At 60.1% G+C, this 15,708-nt stretch carries 14 protein-coding genes; 11 read left to right on the top strand and 3 right to left on the bottom strand.

Features of this window, described 5'->3' with window-relative positions; translation table 11 throughout:
- The first annotated feature begins 14 nt into the window (after nt 1–14).
- Both DM813_RS20970 and DM813_RS20975 read left to right on the top strand, forming a co-directional pair.
- A complete protein-coding gene (locus DM813_RS20970) occupies nt 15–1,148 on the top strand; it encodes a site-specific integrase (RefSeq protein ID WP_128325317.1) in 1,134 nt (377 codons plus the stop codon).
- A gap of 156 nt (nt 1,149–1,304) precedes the next feature.
- The gene (locus DM813_RS20975; RefSeq protein ID WP_128325318.1) at nt 1,305–2,291 is read left to right on the top strand and encodes a zinc-binding dehydrogenase; all 987 of its coding nucleotides are present in this window, start codon (nt 1,305–1,307) and stop codon (nt 2,289–2,291) included.
- A 68-nt stretch (nt 2,292–2,359) separates the two neighbouring features.
- On the opposite strand, the gene DM813_RS20980 is transcribed toward DM813_RS20975, so the two are convergent.
- A complete protein-coding gene (locus DM813_RS20980; protein WP_128325319.1) occupies nt 2,360–3,145 on the bottom strand; it encodes an SDR family oxidoreductase in 786 nt (261 codons plus the stop codon).
- A 168-nt stretch (nt 3,146–3,313) separates the two neighbouring features.
- Between DM813_RS20980 and DM813_RS20985 the strand changes: the two genes are divergently transcribed.
- Nucleotides 3,314–3,778, top strand: coding sequence for a glycine zipper 2TM domain-containing protein (locus DM813_RS20985; protein WP_128325320.1), 465 nt, complete (start codon nt 3,314–3,316; stop codon nt 3,776–3,778).
- A gap of 11 nt (nt 3,779–3,789) precedes the next feature.
- Here the strand turns inward: DM813_RS20985 and DM813_RS20990 are convergent, their stop codons facing one another.
- Complete coding sequence (locus DM813_RS20990) at nt 3,790–4,935, bottom strand: glycerate kinase (RefSeq protein WP_128325321.1); 1,146 nt, start codon at nt 4,933–4,935, stop codon at nt 3,790–3,792.
- Nucleotides 4,936–5,039: 104 nt separating this feature from the next.
- Nucleotides 5,040–6,140: a sugar diacid recognition domain-containing protein gene (locus tag DM813_RS20995; protein WP_128325322.1), complete on the bottom strand. Its 1,101-nt coding sequence runs from the start codon at nt 6,138–6,140 to the stop codon at nt 5,040–5,042.
- A gap of 161 nt (nt 6,141–6,301) precedes the next feature.
- Between DM813_RS20995 and DM813_RS21000 the strand changes: the two genes are divergently transcribed.
- From DM813_RS21000 to DM813_RS21035, 8 genes are all read left to right on the top strand, one after another.
- Nucleotides 6,302–7,636: an MFS transporter gene (locus DM813_RS21000; RefSeq protein WP_128325323.1), complete on the top strand. Its 1,335-nt coding sequence runs from the start codon at nt 6,302–6,304 to the stop codon at nt 7,634–7,636.
- 95 nt (nt 7,637–7,731) lie between these two features.
- Nucleotides 7,732–8,739 (top strand): aldo/keto reductase, encoded by a 1,008-nt coding sequence (locus DM813_RS21005; protein WP_128325324.1) that lies wholly within the window; start codon nt 7,732–7,734, stop codon nt 8,737–8,739.
- A gap of 204 nt (nt 8,740–8,943) precedes the next feature.
- On the top strand, nt 8,944–10,014 hold the full coding sequence (locus DM813_RS21010; RefSeq protein WP_128325325.1) for an enoyl-CoA hydratase/isomerase family protein: 1,071 nt from the start codon (nt 8,944–8,946) through the stop codon (nt 10,012–10,014).
- Nucleotides 10,015–10,030: 16 nt separating this feature from the next.
- The gene (locus tag DM813_RS21015) at nt 10,031–11,182 is read left to right on the top strand and encodes an acyl-CoA dehydrogenase family protein (RefSeq protein WP_128325326.1); all 1,152 of its coding nucleotides are present in this window, start codon (nt 10,031–10,033) and stop codon (nt 11,180–11,182) included.
- 475 nt (nt 11,183–11,657) lie between these two features.
- Nucleotides 11,658–12,464: a hypothetical protein gene (locus DM813_RS21020; RefSeq protein ID WP_128325327.1), complete on the top strand. Its 807-nt coding sequence runs from the start codon at nt 11,658–11,660 to the stop codon at nt 12,462–12,464.
- A 74-nt stretch (nt 12,465–12,538) separates the two neighbouring features.
- A complete protein-coding gene (locus DM813_RS21025) occupies nt 12,539–13,510 on the top strand; it encodes an AEC family transporter (RefSeq protein WP_128325328.1) in 972 nt (323 codons plus the stop codon).
- Nucleotides 13,511–14,188: 678 nt separating this feature from the next.
- Complete coding sequence (locus DM813_RS21030) at nt 14,189–15,286, top strand: 3-deoxy-7-phosphoheptulonate synthase (RefSeq protein ID WP_128325329.1); 1,098 nt, start codon at nt 14,189–14,191, stop codon at nt 15,284–15,286.
- A 32-nt stretch (nt 15,287–15,318) separates the two neighbouring features.
- Complete coding sequence (locus tag DM813_RS21035; protein WP_128325330.1) at nt 15,319–15,600, top strand: peptidylprolyl isomerase; 282 nt, start codon at nt 15,319–15,321, stop codon at nt 15,598–15,600.
- Nucleotides 15,601–15,708 lie beyond the last annotated feature (108 nt).

A 15,708-nucleotide genomic window follows, 5' to 3' on the forward strand; every position in this document is an offset into this window, starting at 1 on the left:
ATACGTTGAACGTAATGAATAATACACTTCCACTCGACGGCTTGCCGAATACCCCGCTGGCGCTGCACGGCTTGGCCGACAGCACCCGCGCCGCCGCCGAGGCCTTCATTTCGGCAGGCACGGCAGCCAATACCGTGCGCAGCTACCAAAGCGCCCTCAGCTACTGGTCCGCCTGGCTGCAATTGCGCTATCGCCGGTCGCTTGGCGACGGCGCGCTACCGCCCGATGTCGCGGTGCAATTCATCGTCGATCACCTGGCCCGTCCGGATGGCGATGGCAACTGGAGCCAGTTGCTGCCGCCGCAACTGGATGCGGCTCTGGTCGCTGCCGGGGTCAAGGGTAAACTCGGCGCCTTGGCGTTCAGCACGGTCAGCCACCGCCTGGCAGTGCTGGCTAAGTGGCACCGCCTCAACGCGTGGGACAATCCTTGCGAGGCCTCAGCGGTAAAGACCCTTTTGCGTGAAGCGCGCAAGGCCCAGGCCCGTCAAGGCGTGGCGCTGCGCAAGAAAACCGCAGTGGTGCTCGAACCGTTGCAGGCGATGCTCGCCACCTGCAGCGATGGCGTGCGCGGCATCCGCGATCGCGCCCTGCTCCTGCTGGCCTGGAGCGGCGGCGGCCGGCGCCGTTCGGAGGTGGTGGGTCTGCAGGTCGAGGATCTGCGTCGACTGGATGCGGACACCTGGCTGTACGCCCTCGGGGTAACCAAGACCGACACCGGCGGTGTGCGTCGCGAGAAGCCCTTGCAAGGCCCTGCCGCCCACGCGCTGCAGGGTTGGCTTGAAGCGGCACCGGCCCGCAGCGGCCCGCTGTTCCGTCGCCTGTACAAGGGTGGGCGCGTCGGCAGTGCCGGGCTGTCCGGCGATCAGGTCGCGCGCATCGTCAAGCGCCGAGCGGCGCTTGCCGGGCTGGAGGGCGACTGGGCAGCGCACAGTTTGCGTTCAGGCTTTGTCACCGAGGCCGGGCGCCAGGGGGTGCCTTTGGGCGAAGTCATGGCCATGACCGAGCACCGCAGTGTCAACACAGTCATGGGCTATTTCCAGGCCGGCTCCCTGCTGGGTAGCCGTGCGGCCAACCTGATGGGCAATGAATCGGTCGACACGGAGCGCGCACCAGATCACACCACGACGCACACCAAGCCCAATCACTAGGCCCTGCTCGGAAACGCATCGACCTGCTGGCCTCAGAAGCAACGCAGTGCCTGCTGGCAATTGGTGCCTTGAGGTCAACAGTCTTTTGCCCCAGGCCATCTGTATCCGTGCGCCCCGCACCGCTACCCTTTACGCCTGCATCCAAGAGGATTCGTTATGTCCAACACGTATCGCGCCTGGGGCTGGACGCCGGGCGCCGGCCTGGAAGGCCTCCAGCTCATCGACAAACCCTTGCCCAAACCCGGTCCCGGTCAGATCCTGGTGACAAACCACGCCATCGCCCTGAACCCGGTGGACTGGAAGATCTGTGAGTGGGGCCACGCCGACTGGCATCAGGGCACTGTGCCGGGCGTAGATGGCGCCGGCATCGTCAGCGCCGTTGGCGAGGGCGTCGACCTGCCGTTGGGCTCCCGCGTTGCTTACCACCAGTCACTGTCGCGCGATGGCAGCTTCGCTGAACACTGTGTTGTTGACGCCAGCCTGGTGATGCACATCCCGGCCAACTTCGAAGCCACTGCTGCCGCCGCCGTACCATGCCCGGCGCTGACCGCCTGGCAAGCGCTGGCCAAGATCGCCAGTGGCGCGTCGCGCGATGTGCTGGTGGTCGGTGCAGGCGGCGCAGTCGGCTTCTACCTTGTCCAGCTAGCTGCGCAGCAAGGTCTGCGGGTGTGGGCTACCGCCAGTGAGAAGCACCATGCCCGCCTCAAGCAACTCGGCGTGGTCGGCGTCTTCGATTACCGCGCCAGCGACTGGCAAGAAGCACTTAAGGCCGCCCTCGGCGAACGCCCCTTGCACGCAGTGTTCGACACCGTCAGTGGCGCCCATGCCGCAAGCCTGGCCCACCTGCTGGGCTACAACGGCCACCTGGTGTGCATCCAGGACCGCCAGGAGAACGCGCCGCTGCCCGCCTTCAGCACGGCGATCTCACTGCATGAGGTGGCGCTTAACAGTATTCATGCCCATGGCCGGCTACTTGATCGCCAGGCGCTGAGGGTTGCAGGGGAGCGCTTGCTGCAGCAAGTCGCCGATGGCCGCTTGCTCGCGCCGCAGCGCCTGGACTTTGCGTTTGAAGCGTTGCCGCAGGCGTTGCGCCAGCTGAAAGATGGCAGCGCGTCCGGCAAGTGGGTGACGCGACTGGTGTGATTCGCCAGTGTTCACCTCGATGAGGGTCGAAAGCGCAGCGCCTTCGGCCTTCATCGAGGTGCAGAGGCTTAGAAAGTCCCTGGGTAAGCCCCACCATCAATCAGCAGGTTCTGCCCGGTGATATAGCCAGCGTGGCTGCTGCACAGGAACGCACAATACGCCCCGAACTCCTCGGCGTTGCCGAAGCGTGCCGCCGGAATCGCCTGGCGGCGGGCCTCGGTCGTAGCCTGCAGATCACCGTTGGTCTTGCTTGCGGCCTGCAGGGTTTTTTGCAGACGTGCCGTGTCGAAGGCACCCGGCAGCAGATTGTTCAGCGTCACATTTCGCCCGGCCAGACGCTGCTGACGGGCCAGCCCGGCGATGAAACCGGTCAGGCCGCTACGCGCACCGTTGGACAGGCCAAGAATGTCGATCGGCGCCTTTACCGCGCCTGAAGTGATGTTCACCACCCTACCAAAGCCGCGCTCGGCCATGCTGTCGACTACCGCCTTGATCAGTTCGATAGGCGTGAGCATGTTGGCATCCAGCGCCTTGAGCCAGTCTTCCCGGCCCCAGTCACGGAAATCGCCCGGCGGCGGGCCGCCGGCATTGTTGACCAGAATGTCCACCTGCGGGCAGGCAGCCAGCAACGCCTGACGCACCGCAGGATCGGCCACATCGCCGACGACCGTACGCACCTCGATTGCCGGGAACCGTCCGCGCAGCTCGCCTGCCGCCTGCTCCAGCGTGGCAGCAGTACGCGCATTGATCACCAGGTTAACGCCCTCGGCTGCCAGGGCTTGCGCACAACCCTTGCCGAGCCCTTGGCTGGCGGCACACACAATCGCCCAGCGGCCGCTGATACCTAGATCCATGATCTGCTCCTCGCTTGAATTAATGAGTCATTCATTGCACCGGGGACATTCTGACAGGGATCACAGACATTTCGTTCAGCAACTGTTCAGGTCAGGTTCAGCAGGCGTTCAGGCAGAGCGGCTTAGGCTTGCTCCATTCTTTTTTGCATGCCTTGCGAGGTCATCACTATGAACCGCCCTGCTCTGCTTCTGACTGCTTTGTTTACCAGCGCTGCCCTGCTGTCCGGTTGCGCGTCCAACCTGTCGGGCTCTTCTTACTCCCGCGCTGACGCTCGGTCAGTTCAAACCGTGCGCATGGGCACCATTGAATCGCTGCGCGCAGTGCAGATCGAAGGCACCAAAACCCCCATTGGCACCCTGGCGGGCGCTGCCGTCGGCGGTATTGCTGGCAGCACTATCGGCGGTGGGCGCGGCAGCGCGGTTGCGACCATTCTTGGTGGCGTAGCGGGCGGCGCGGCGGGTTCGGCCGTGGAAGAAGGCATCACCCGCACTCAGGGCGTGGAAATCCTGGTCCGCGAGGACGATGGCAATACCCGCGCTTACGTCCAGGCTGTGGATTCGTCCCAGCAGTTCCGCGTCGGCAACCGCGTACGCATCATGACCGTGAACGGTGCCAGTCGCGTCTCCCTTTGAACCGGTAGTATTCAACGCCGTGCCTGAAGCGCACACGACCACAACCGGGCAATATCCCCTGCGCGAGCCTGCAGCAGGCTAGCGGCGTTAGCACAGGCCTGCTCAAGACTCATCGGCCCGCCTGTCACGGCAAACGCGGCGTCAATACCATGCTGGTAGAGCTGCTCGTAACCTTCTCCCAGGGTGCCGGCGATCACCACCACCGGCACACCGTGACGCTGGGCAACACGGGCCACACCAAACGGCGTCTTGCCGCGCAGGGTTTGCGCGTCGAAGCGCCCTTCGCCGGTAATCACCAGGTCGGCGCCCTGCACCGCCGCTTCAAGCCAGGCCAGTTCCGCCACTACTTCAATACCCGGGCGGAAGGTCGCCTGCATAAACGCCTTGGCGGCAAAGCCCATGCCGCCGGCCGCGCCACAGCCAGGAAAATCACGCACGTCGTTATCGAGCAACTGCGCGCAATGATCGGCAAAATGCCCCAACGCCTGATCCAGCAGTTTTACCTGTTCGGGGCTCGCGCCTTTCTGAGGGCCGAAGATCGCCGAGGCGCCGTTGCTACCGCACAGGGGGTTGTCGACGTCCGCAGCTACTTCCAGCTGAACGTGGGCCAGACGTGGGTCCAGCGCACTGGCATCCACTCGCGCCAATTGGCCCAATGCCAGGCCACCTTCCGCCAACGGCTGCTCACGGCCATCGAGCAGCCGCATTCCCAAGGCACGCAACATGCCGCTGCCACCATCGTTGGTAGCACTGCCGCCAATGGCGAGGATGATCCGCTGTGCGCCGGCACCCAGTGCAGCACTGATCAACTCGCCGGTGCCATAGGTGCTGGTGCGGCAAGCGTCACGCTGGGCAACGCTGAGCAATTGCAAGCCACTGGCCTGGGCCATTTCGATGATTGCGGTGTGGCTATCGGCCAACCAGCCCCAACCGGCCATCACTGGCTCACCCAGCGGCCCCTGCACCTGCTGATGCCGAAGCTCGCCCTGACAGGCCGCAATAATGGCCTCCATGGTGCCTTCACCGCCGTCGGCCATCGGGCACTTGACCAGCTCTGCCTCAGGCCAGACCTGAGCCAGCCCTGTAGCAATGGCCTGGGCCACGCCTTCGGCACTGAGGCTGTCCTTGAACGAGTCGGGGGCGATGACGATTTTCATGGCAATTCTCCTGCGGCAGATGCCTGCATGCTGACAGCAAGGCCGCGTACGAGCTTCTGTCGAATGCACAACACCAGGCCCGGCGCTTTGGTCACTTTGCCCAATCAGGCGTTCGCGGGCAGCAGTTGCAGGCCCAGGTACAGGCTCAACATGCCTTCCAGGCGCAACGGGTCGACCTCACTCAACTCGGCAATACGCTCCAGCCGATAACGCAGGCTGTTGCGGTGGATGCCCAGCGCATCGGCACACGCCTGGCTTTGCCCATCGTGGGCACACCAGGCGCGCAACGTCGCCAGCAGCTGGCCGCTGTTGTCTTTGGCGCGGATGCGTTGCAAGGGTTCGAGCAGCTCATCCAGGGCATCGTCGTTGCGATGACGCCACAGCAGCGCCGGCAGGCGATAGCGGTTGAGGGTAAGGATCTGCTCGCCGGGCAGCACCTCACGGCCATAGGCCAACAAGTCGCGCACCCGTCGATAACCCCGACGCAATTGTTCGAGGCTCTGCGCCGACGAGCCTGTGGCCAGGCGCTGCACCTGCCAGCCATGGCGCTGCACTCGCTCCACCAGGCGTACCTCCTCCAGCGAGACGCTGGCCGGCCGGCACCACAGCAGCGACTGACGCGCGGGGCTGACGCACCAGCTGTCCGGGTAGCGGCTCATCAGCCAGCTGGCCAAGCCTTCGGCGGCAGGCCCGGCATCCAGTTCGAACAGGCAGGGAATTCTTGGCAGTTGTGGCTTGAGACCCAACTGGCGCGCCTCATCGACCAGCCGTGGCGAATCGCCGGAGCCACCCAGCAGCAGCGCGAGCAAATCATCGCAACGCTGGCGCCGCCACTGCTGTTCCACCTGCAGATGGCGCTGGGCCAGAAGCATCTCGGCGGTCATGCGTACCAGTTGCGCATAGGTTCGTAGTTGTTGCGGGTCGCCGGTCAGCCCCAGTACGCCCATCAAACGGCCATCGAGCAACAGCGGCAGGTTGATCCCCGGCTGCACGCCCTTGAGGCACTTGGCCGCCTCGACGTCCAGTTCGACGATACGGCCGTTGGCCAACACCAATTGCGCACCTTCGTGGCGGGTGTTGATGCGCTCCGGTTCGCCGCTGCCCAGAATCAGGCCCTGGCTGTCCATGACGTTGACGTTACAGGGCAAAATCGCCATCGCCCGATCGACGATATCTTGCGCCAGGTCATGGTCCAGTTCGAACATGGGAGGATCCTTGTTGTCGCAATGATTGGTCCGCGGCACAGCAGGCCGCTGAAAATGCTGTGCAAAAGCACAAAGACAGCCACGGCCCGCTCACCGAGACTCATCGCAGCAGCCGCCTCGACGCAGGCTGCGGCGATAAAAATAAACGAAGAGAGCAAATCATGTCATACAGCCCTGCCCCTGACCAAGGCCCAGACGTCACCCGCGATGCGCTGTATCGGCGCATCACCCTGCGACTGATTCCCTTCATCTTCATCTGCTACCTGTTCAACTACCTTGACCGGGTCAACGTTGGCTTTGCCAAGTTGCAGATGCTCGATGCACTGAAATTCAGCGAAACCATCTATGGCCTCGGCGCCGGTATTTTCTTTATCGGCTACGTGTTGTGCGGCCTGCCCAGCAACCTGGCACTCAACCGCTTCGGCCCGCGTCGCTGGATCGCGTTGATGATGATTGCCTGGGGCACTTTGTCGACCTGCCTGCTGTTCGTGACCACGCCGATGGAGTTCTACGTGCTGCGCCTGTTTACCGGTGCCGCCGAAGCGGGCTTCTTCCCCGGTATTGTCCTGTACCTTTCGCGCTGGTTCCCGGCCACGCGCCGTGGACGGATCATGGCCCTGTTCATGTCGGCGATCCCGGTCTCCGGCTTGCTTGGTGGGCCGTTCTCCGGCTGGATCCTCAACCACTTCGCCGCCGGTCAGCATGGCCTGGCCGGCTGGCAGTGGATGTTCCTGATCCAGGGCCTGCCGACCGTACTGCTCGGTTTCCTCGCGATCTTCCTGCTCAGTGATGGCTACGCCACCGCCAAGTGGCTAAGCCCCTCGGAACGGGACATGATCAAGCACGACCTGGCCGTCGATGCCGCCAGCAAGCCGGTCACTGCCAGCGACAGCCTGCTCTCGGTATTCACCAACCCGATGATCTGGACCTTCGGCTTTGTGTACTTCTGTATTCAGAGTGGCGTGTACGCGATCAACTTCTGGCTGCCGTCGATCATCAAGAGCCTGGGCTTCAGCGACGCCCTGCTGATTGGCTGGCTGAGTGCGATTCCTTACCTGCTGGCGGGTGTCTTCATGCTGCTGGTTGGCCGCTCGGCAGACCTGCGCAACGAGCGCCGCTGGCACTTGGTGGTGCCGATGCTGATGGGGGCCATCGGCCTGCTAATCGCAGTGAATTTCGCCCATAACCCGGTGATCGCCATTGTCGGCTTGAGCATCGCCACCATGGGCGCCCTCACCGGCCTGCCGATGTTCTGGCCGATGCCTACTGCCCTGCTCAGCGCCGGTACCGCCGTCGCGGGCCTGGCGATCATCAACTCGGTGGGACAAATGGCGGGCTTCCTCAGCCCGTACCTGGTGGGCTTCATCAAGGACCAGACCGGTTCGACCGATGCTGCCCTGTACTCGCTGGCCGGCTTGATCGTCGTCGGCAGCCTGGTGGCCTTGCGCGTGTCTCGCACGCGGGCTGCAGGTTTGGTAGGCGAACAGGCCAACTAAGCAAAATCGCATCGCCGGCACGGCCGGCGATGCTGTTCATCATCGGTAGAACTGTGTAAAACAGGTCGGATCCCCCTTGCCAAGGATTCTCGATCATGATCTACCGTCCATTGGGCCGCAGCGGCCTGCAAGTGTCCGCCCTGACCTTGGGCAGCATGATGTTCGGCGAACAGACCAGCACCGAAGATTCCCTGCGCATCATCGACAAAGCCTGGGACCAGGGCATCAACTTCATCGACACTGCCGACGTGTACAACGCCGGGCACAGCGAAGAGATCGTTGGGGAAGCCATCGCCCGCAACCGCAATGAATGGGTGCTGGCCAGCAAGGTCGGCTTTGGTCCTGCCGACGGTGTGCCCAACCGCAGCGGCTTGAACCGCAAACATATCTTCAACGCCATCGAAGCCAGCCTGACCCGCCTGGGCACCGATTACCTGGATATCTATTACCTGCACCGCGAAGACCACAACACCCCGCTGGAAGTCACGGTGGCAGCCATGGGCGATCTGCTGCGCCAGGGCAAGATCCGCCATTGGGGCGTGTCGAACTTTCGTGGTTGGCGCATCGCCGAGGTGTGTCATCTGGCCGAGCGCCTCGGGGTGCCCAGGCCCGTTGTCAGCCAGCCGCTGTACAACATCGTCAACCGTCAGGCCGAGCCCGAGCAATTCCATGCCGCGGCGCACCATGGCCTGGGTATCGTGCCGTACAGCCCATTGGCCCGCGGTGTGCTCAGCGGAAAATACGCTCCCGACGCTGCACCCGATGCCAACAGCCGCGCCGGTCGGCAAGACAAACGCATCCTGGAAACCGAGTGGCGCCCAGCGTCGCTGGCCATCGCGCAGAAGATTCACGCCTATGTCGAGAACAAAGGTGTGGGCATGGTCGAGTTCGCCATTGCCTGGGTGCTCAACAACCAGCTGGTCAGCTCGGCCATCGTCGGGCCACGTACCGAAGCGCAGTGGGACACCTACGCGGGTGCGCTGGAGGTCACGATCACCGCCGAAGATGAAGCCTTCATCGACGCGCTGGTGACTCCGGGCCATGCCTCTACCCACGGCTATAACGATGTCGCCCATTTCGTCAGCGGGCGCCTGCCGCGCTGAACACCGGTTTATCGCCTGCCCGTGCACCAAACCCTCTACGGCGCGGTCCAAGGGCATGCCACCCATGCAAAAATGCAGGTTCGGCCTGCAGTTTTGTCGATTGTACTGAGCAAATTTGCACTGATAGGATCCAGCGATCCTCTAGCGTCCATCCAGACCGTGACAATTCACCTGGAAAATCAATAACAAAGCAGGGAGACAGCGATGACCGCGCACGTCCACGCACCGACCGAAGCGCCAGTTCTGGCCCAGGTTCGCAACCACATCGGACACTTGACCCTCAACCGTCCCGCCGGCCTCAACGCCATTACGCTGGACATGGTTCGGCGCCTTCAGCAGCAACTCGACACCTGGGCGAACGACCCTCAAGTGCATGCCGTTGTATTGCGCGGTGAAGGCCCGAAAGGCTTCTGTGCCGGGGGCGACATCCGCTCGCTGTACGACAGCTACAAAGCCGGCGACAGCCTGCACCGCGATTTCTTCATCGAAGAATACGCCCTCGACCTGAGCATCCATCACTACCGCAAGCCCGTCCTGGCGTTGATGGATGGCTTTACCCTCGGCGGCGGCATGGGCCTGGCCCAGGGGGCCGAGTTGCGGGTGGTAACCGAACGTAGCCGCCTGGCCATGCCCGAAGTTGCCATCGGTTACTTCCCGGACGTGGGCGGCAGCTACTTCCTGTCGCGCATCCCTGGCGAGCTGGGCACTTACCTGGGTGTCAGTGGCGTCCAGGTTCAAGCGGCCGATGCGCTGTACTGCGGCCTCGCCGACTGGTACCTGGACAGCAGCAAACTCGCCCAGCTCGATGAGCGCCTCGATAACTTGAGCTTCACGGAGCACCCGCTCAAAGACCTGCAGGGCGTGCTGGCCAAACTCGGCACCCAGGTGCTGGAGGATGCGCCGCTGGCCAGGCTGCGCCCGGTCATCGACCACTTCTTCGCCTTGCCCGATGTCGGCAGTATTGTTGAACAGTTGCGCAGCGTAACCATTGCCGACAGCCACGAATGGGCGGTGAAGACCGCTGACCTGCTGGAGACCCGTTCGCCGCTGGGCATGGCGGTGACCCTGGAAATGCTCCGTCGTGGTCGTCACCTGAGTCTGGAAGACTGCTTCAAAATGGAACTGCACCTGGACCAGCAGTGGTTCGAGCATGGCGACCTGATCGAAGGCGTGCGTGCCCTGATCATCGACAAGGACAAGCAACCGCGCTGGAACCCGGCCACCCTCGCCGGCCTCAGCCGCTCGCGCGTGGATCAATTCTTCGAAGGCCTCTGAGGCCTGGAGTACGCAGATGCAAGACCTGGAACTGACAGAAGAACAGATCATGATCCGCGACATGGCCCGCGACTTTGCCCGTGGCGAAATCGCGCCATTTGCCCAGGCCTGGGAAAAGGCCGGCTGGATCGATGATCAGGTAGTCAAGAAAATGGGCGAGCTGGGCCTGCTTGGCATGGTTGTCCCCGAGCAATGGGGTGGCAGCTACACCGATTACGTCGCCTATGCCCTGGCCGTGGAAGAAATTGCCGCCGGTGACGGTGCCACTGGCGCCCTGATGAGCATCCACAACTCGGTAGGTTGCGGCCCCCTGCTCGCCTACGGCAGCGCCGAACAGCAACAAACCTGGCTGGAGCGGTTGGCCAGCGGCGAAGTCATTGGATGCTTCTGCCTGACCGAACCACAAGCCGGCTCCGAGGCGCACAACCTGCGCACCCGCGCCGAGCTGCAGGGTGATCACTGGGTCATCAATGGCGCCAAGCAGTTTGTCAGCAACGCGCGTCGCGCAGGCCTGGCCATCGTCTTTGCCGTGACCGACCCGGACCTCGGGAAAAAAGGCATCTCGGCATTCCTGGTGCCTACCGACAACGAAGGCTTTGTGGTCGATCGCAGCGAACACAAAATGGGCATTCGTGCTTCCGACACCTGTGCGGTTACCCTGAACAACTGCCGCAACCCGGCCGCCAACATGCTCGGCGAACGCGGCAAGGGCCTGGCCATTGCCCTGTCCAACCTTGAAGGCGGCCGGATCGGCATCGCCGCGCAGGCACTGGGCATTGCCCGTGCAGCCTTTGAGGCGGCACTGGCCTATTCGCGTGACCGCATCCAGTTCGGCAAACCGATCAATGAGCACCAGAGCATCGCCAACCTGCTGGCCGACATGCAGGTGCAGATCAATGCCGCGCGTCTGCTGATCCTCCATGCCGCGCGCCTGCGCAGTGCCGGCAAGCCGTGCCTCAGCGAAGCGTCACAAGCCAAGCTGTTCGCGTCGGAGATGGCCGAGCGTGTGTGCTCCAAGGCCATTCAGGTGCATGGCGGCTACGGTTACCTGGAGGATTACCCGGTGGAACGCTATTACCGCGATGCACGGATTACCCAGATCTATGAGGGGTCCAGCGAGATCCAGCGAATGCTGATTGCGCGGGAGTTGAAGCACTATTCTCTGTAACAAGCGAGTCGGATTCAGTTGCCCGACAGCATGTAAAACGTCTGGCACGTAAGTGGGCGCCTGTCTAACCAATGTAATTGGTATGGACAGGCGCCTTTTTTGTTTATTAATCAATGGTTGCACCAAAGCAGGCTGAGCCAATCCAAGCGGCACGGTACCCCGTTATCTCGCTCCCAGCCCCCTCCCCACCATCTTGTGTCTTCCGCTCGCGGTCATATCTGACCAAAGCGTAGTAGCGTCGATTTTTGGTGTTAGGAAATTTCTCTCGAGCCTATGGGAATTGCACTACGAAGATGCCATTGCAGTACTTTGCGGCGGCAGTCTATAAATTATGCATGCCTGCCTGCAATGGGGGGGAAACTCAAAGCTAGAGACTTAGTCGCACATTCGAAGAACCACCACGCCATCGAGATGGAGATACCATTTTGATTTATCTTTAGTTGACCGCAAAGGGAAGTTTCAGGAGAAATCACAAATGCACAACCTCATAGATTACATTTCACAAAAAATAGTAAATGCCGAGCTATTCAACAACCCTTTCAAGCACTTTGAAATAAACGACCTAATTCCAGAAAAACACTATAAATCATTCATTTGTGCGTTACCAAAAATTACCCTATACAACCCCCTTGCTCACAGAGACGCTTTCAAGCAAGGATGCGCCACTCGCTTCGAATTATCCCTATCTTTTGAGAATAGGCACTTAGAAATAGATAGGATTTTTTCAAAAAATAAAACCGCCACCGACATCGTTGACGCATTTTGCAGCGAAAGATTCAAATCCCTGCTACTAGACAAGTTTGAGTCCACCCTCGAGGTAACCCCCTACCCGCACCTATACAAAGATCTTGCGGGATTCCATCCGCCACCACACACTGACATTGTAGAAAAAGCAATAACATTTGGATGGTACTTACCCGAGAATGCATTATTTAAAGACTCAGGGCTAGGTCTATTTACAAAAACCAGTTGCGAATTCAAAGAAGTCAAGAGAATACCTTATACCCCTAATAAGGCGTTTGCTTTTTTGAGATCAAGCGATAGTTGGCATGGCGTAAGACACAGCCCAAGCACTTCGTACGAAAGAAACAGTTTATTCGTAACGTTTTATCGAAGAAATCATTACAGCAATGGATCTGTGCTAGTGAGCGATCCAAACCTTGATCGCAAGGAAGATGACCTACTTATAGACTGCATGAAAATAAACTCATCCGTAATCCTGATCATTGATCACGCAGGTTCGCTTCTAGGCGCCGCACACAAACAGGCTCTATCAACCTAATCTCTTGCTTTGATGCCGTAATCACTCACATAGCCAGATCAATCCGGCCGCTGACTAGCCGGCGGGGTACCTTTATGCTAGCGGCATCTCTTAACGCGACACTGCCTATATTTGGACTCATTCTTTTAGGCTTCATCCTTTCATCAAGCCGCATACTGGAGCGAGGCGCTGAAATTGCATTCAGTAATTATGTGTTTTATGTCGCGCTGCCGATAGAAATCTTTTTAACGACATTAAAGTCCAGCCATGCACTTGGTTCCGGTACAAGCGATTACTTGCAAGCTTATGGCGCCGGGATTTTCATGCTCTGGATACTAATCTTCATCCTTTATAAAATAGCATTAAAGAAAAGCACAGTTGAAATCGGACTCAATCTTGTCGCGGTCGGACAAACAAATACAGCATTCCTGGCAGCTCCTATTTTCATTCTGGTGCTAGGTGACTCTAAGCTGGTCATGCCAATAATTATGTTTCAGTCAGTTGTCCTTACGACTATTTCAGTGCTGGTCATGGAATCCTCTACTTTTTCAAAGTCAGAGTCGATGATCAGCTTCTTAAAAAAAGCATCAACCATAATTATCAAGAACCCATTGATAATCTCAGCACTGGCGGGAGCGCTAGCTTCTCAGTTTGAACCATTGCATCATGCCGATGCGGATTATTTTATCTTTAAAATCATGAGCCTTATAGCCAACACTGCGGCGCCAATTGCGCTTATGGCTTTAGGCATTTCGTTTTGCGCTGGGCCCGCCGGGGCAAGTTTGAAAGACGACCGCAACGAGATAATCACAGGCGTGCTCGTGAAGAACCTCATACATCCTGCAATTTCTTTTGTTGTAGGTCGGTATTTTTTCGAACTAACTGACCTGATGCTGTTTGCTCTCGTATTGATCTCCGCCATGCCTTCGCCTAAAAATACATTCATCTTTGCTCAGGCATATGATGTGCCGGTGCAAAAATACAATTTAATACTTTTAACCACTACCGCAACTTCTTTTTTTACGATAAATGTGGCTTGTTATTTTCTTATTCCGCATCTGACGTGAGTCGCCGTTTCTCAGCCCCATCCCTGTTTCGATCGGCTGCCTCTGGCACATGGCATCCACCGATGGCTGCTGCGCGAGGTCTATTTGGAGCGGCATCGCTGTACCAGCTTCCGCGTACCGCCCCCCTGTGACGACCAATCACACCTATACAAATTAACTATTGAAACCACAGCAAAGCCTGAAGTAAGCTCGACCTCATCAACCGGAGAGTCCCATGCCGCCATCCACCCTCATTCACGCTCAACTCGCAGGTCGCTCGACGCGTCCCGAGCTGGCTGTGGCCGAGTGTGCGACAGTCGCTCCCGCTGCGTTTTATTTTGGGTATTGGTTTAGCCACAGGCGCCGCTGATACCCACACCGGCGCCCACTTCAAGGGGCCGCCGAATACGAGAATACTCAACCCCCGGTCGGCTCCCCGACCGGGGGTTTTGCGTTTCAGGCCCCACGAAAACCGAACAGATTACGAGGATTACACCATGAACTTCACCACCTATTACCGTTACCCAAGCTTTACCGCCTGGCGATTTAGCCAATCCCGTTCGGGCCAGTCTGCCGCCTCCGATCGGTCACTTGTTGGTGGCACACATACACATGACGCCAATCAGGCCAACTGTCGAACACCTCGATAGGGCCGACAGCGCGGGACAGAACCCGCCATCCGCCCAGGGAACCCAGCACATGCAATCGTCCACACTCGCACTGCCATTGTCCGAACCCAACGCCGCCAACAGCGCCGTTAGCCAACGCCTGCCAAGCCCGCTGTTGCTCAAGCAGCAGATGCCTTTGTCCCCTGCACTTACTGCTCAGGTTGAACGCCATCGCCAGGCCGTGCGCGCCATCCTTGATGGCGAAGATTCACGCCTGCTGCTGATCGTCGGCCCCTGCTCGCTCCACGACCCACGCTCCGCACGCGAATACGCCCAGCGCCTGGCCCAGCTAGCGGAAGAAGTCAGCGACCAGATGCTGCTGGTAATGCGCGCCTACGTGGAAAAGCCACGTACCACGGTGGGCTGGAAAGGCCTGGCCTACGATCCGCATCTGGACGGCAGTGACGACATGCACGCCGGCATCGCCTTGTCGCGCGGCTTGATGCTGGCCATGATCGAATGCGGCTTGCCGGTGGCCACCGAACTGCTGCAACCGATGGCGGCAGGCTACTTCGACGATTTGCTGAGCTGGGCGGCCATTGGTGCGCGTACCACCGAGTCGCAGATCCACCGTGAAATGGTCAGCGGCCTGGGCCTGCCGGTAGGCTTCAAGAACGGTACGGACGGCGGGGTTGGTATTGCCTGCGACGCCATTCGCAGTGCTGCCCACAGTCATCGCCACTTCGGCATGGATGTGCAGGGCTTCCCGGCAATCATCGAGACCTTGGGCAACCGCGACACCCACCTGGTGCTGCGCGGCGGCAACAAGGGTCCGAACTACGACCCGCAAAGTATTGCCCTGGCGCGTCAAGGGCTGGCCAAAGCGGGCGTGTCGCCAAGGATCATGGTCGACTGCAGCCATGCCAACAGCGGCAAAGAACCGCTGCGCCAACCCGAAGTGTTCAACCAGGTGCTGACGCAGCGCCTGCAAGGCGACCGCGCGTTGATCGGCATGATGCTGGAAAGCCACCTGTTCGATGGCTGCCAGGCACTGGGCAAAGAACCGCTCAAATACGGGGTATCGATCACCGATGGTTGCCTGGGCTGGGCGGGTACTGAAGCGCTGTTGCGTGAAGGTGCTGCTGCACTGCGTGACATTGCGCAGGAAAAACCGGCGCTAATCGGGTAGTCTCGGCACTTTCTTGCAAAGGAGTAACTCCCATGGCCAAAGCCACTGCCCGTCACATCCTGGTTGCCACTGAAGAGAAGTGCAATGAACTGAAGGCTCAGATCGAAGCCGGTGCCGATTTCGCCGAGATCGCCAAAGCCAACTCCACCTGCCCGTCCAGCCGTCAGGGCGGCGACCTGGGCTCGTTCGGCCCGGGCCAGATGGTCAAGGAATTCGACACCGTGGTGTTCAGCGCACCGGTAAACACCGTTCAGGGCCCGGTCAAAACCCAGTTCGGTTACCACCTGCTGGAAGTGACCAGCCGCCAGGACTGAGTCACTCACCTGAACCGGTCCTGCAGGACCGGTTCAGGATTGCCGGCCTGACCTGCTAAGCTACAGCCACCATCGTGGGTACAGGTAGTCAGGCGCTTGCACATCGGT

Source organism: Pseudomonas alkylphenolica, assembly GCF_004025535.1.
In the GTDB taxonomy this organism is placed as follows: Bacteria; Pseudomonadota; Gammaproteobacteria; order Pseudomonadales; family Pseudomonadaceae; genus Aquipseudomonas; species Aquipseudomonas alkylphenolica_A.

What these genes read in the sequence shown, in the direction of transcription:
- DM813_RS20970 (WP_128325317.1), top strand. Translation starts at nt 15, where the DNA reads ATGAATAATACACTTCCACTCGACGGCTTGCCGAATACCCCGCTGGCG.
- DM813_RS20975 (WP_128325318.1), top strand. Translation starts at nt 1,305, where the DNA reads ATGTCCAACACGTATCGCGCCTGGGGCTGGACGCCGGGCGCCGGCCTG.
- DM813_RS20980 (WP_128325319.1), bottom strand. Translation starts at nt 3,145, where the DNA reads ATGGATCTAGGTATCAGCGGCCGCTGGGCGATTGTGTGTGCCGCCAGC.
- DM813_RS20985 (WP_128325320.1), top strand. Translation starts at nt 3,314, where the DNA reads ATGAACCGCCCTGCTCTGCTTCTGACTGCTTTGTTTACCAGCGCTGCC.
- DM813_RS20990 (WP_128325321.1), bottom strand. Translation starts at nt 4,935, where the DNA reads ATGAAAATCGTCATCGCCCCCGACTCGTTCAAGGACAGCCTCAGTGCC.
- DM813_RS20995 (WP_128325322.1), bottom strand. Translation starts at nt 6,140, where the DNA reads ATGTTCGAACTGGACCATGACCTGGCGCAAGATATCGTCGATCGGGCG.
- DM813_RS21000 (WP_128325323.1), top strand. Translation starts at nt 6,302, where the DNA reads ATGTCATACAGCCCTGCCCCTGACCAAGGCCCAGACGTCACCCGCGAT.
- DM813_RS21005 (WP_128325324.1), top strand. Translation starts at nt 7,732, where the DNA reads ATGATCTACCGTCCATTGGGCCGCAGCGGCCTGCAAGTGTCCGCCCTG.
- DM813_RS21010 (WP_128325325.1), top strand. Translation starts at nt 8,944, where the DNA reads ATGACCGCGCACGTCCACGCACCGACCGAAGCGCCAGTTCTGGCCCAG.
- DM813_RS21015 (WP_128325326.1), top strand. Translation starts at nt 10,031, where the DNA reads ATGCAAGACCTGGAACTGACAGAAGAACAGATCATGATCCGCGACATG.
- DM813_RS21020 (WP_128325327.1), top strand. Translation starts at nt 11,658, where the DNA reads ATGCACAACCTCATAGATTACATTTCACAAAAAATAGTAAATGCCGAG.
- DM813_RS21025 (WP_128325328.1), top strand. Translation starts at nt 12,539, where the DNA reads ATGCTAGCGGCATCTCTTAACGCGACACTGCCTATATTTGGACTCATT.
- DM813_RS21030 (WP_128325329.1), top strand. Translation starts at nt 14,189, where the DNA reads ATGCAATCGTCCACACTCGCACTGCCATTGTCCGAACCCAACGCCGCC.
- DM813_RS21035 (WP_128325330.1), top strand. Translation starts at nt 15,319, where the DNA reads ATGGCCAAAGCCACTGCCCGTCACATCCTGGTTGCCACTGAAGAGAAG.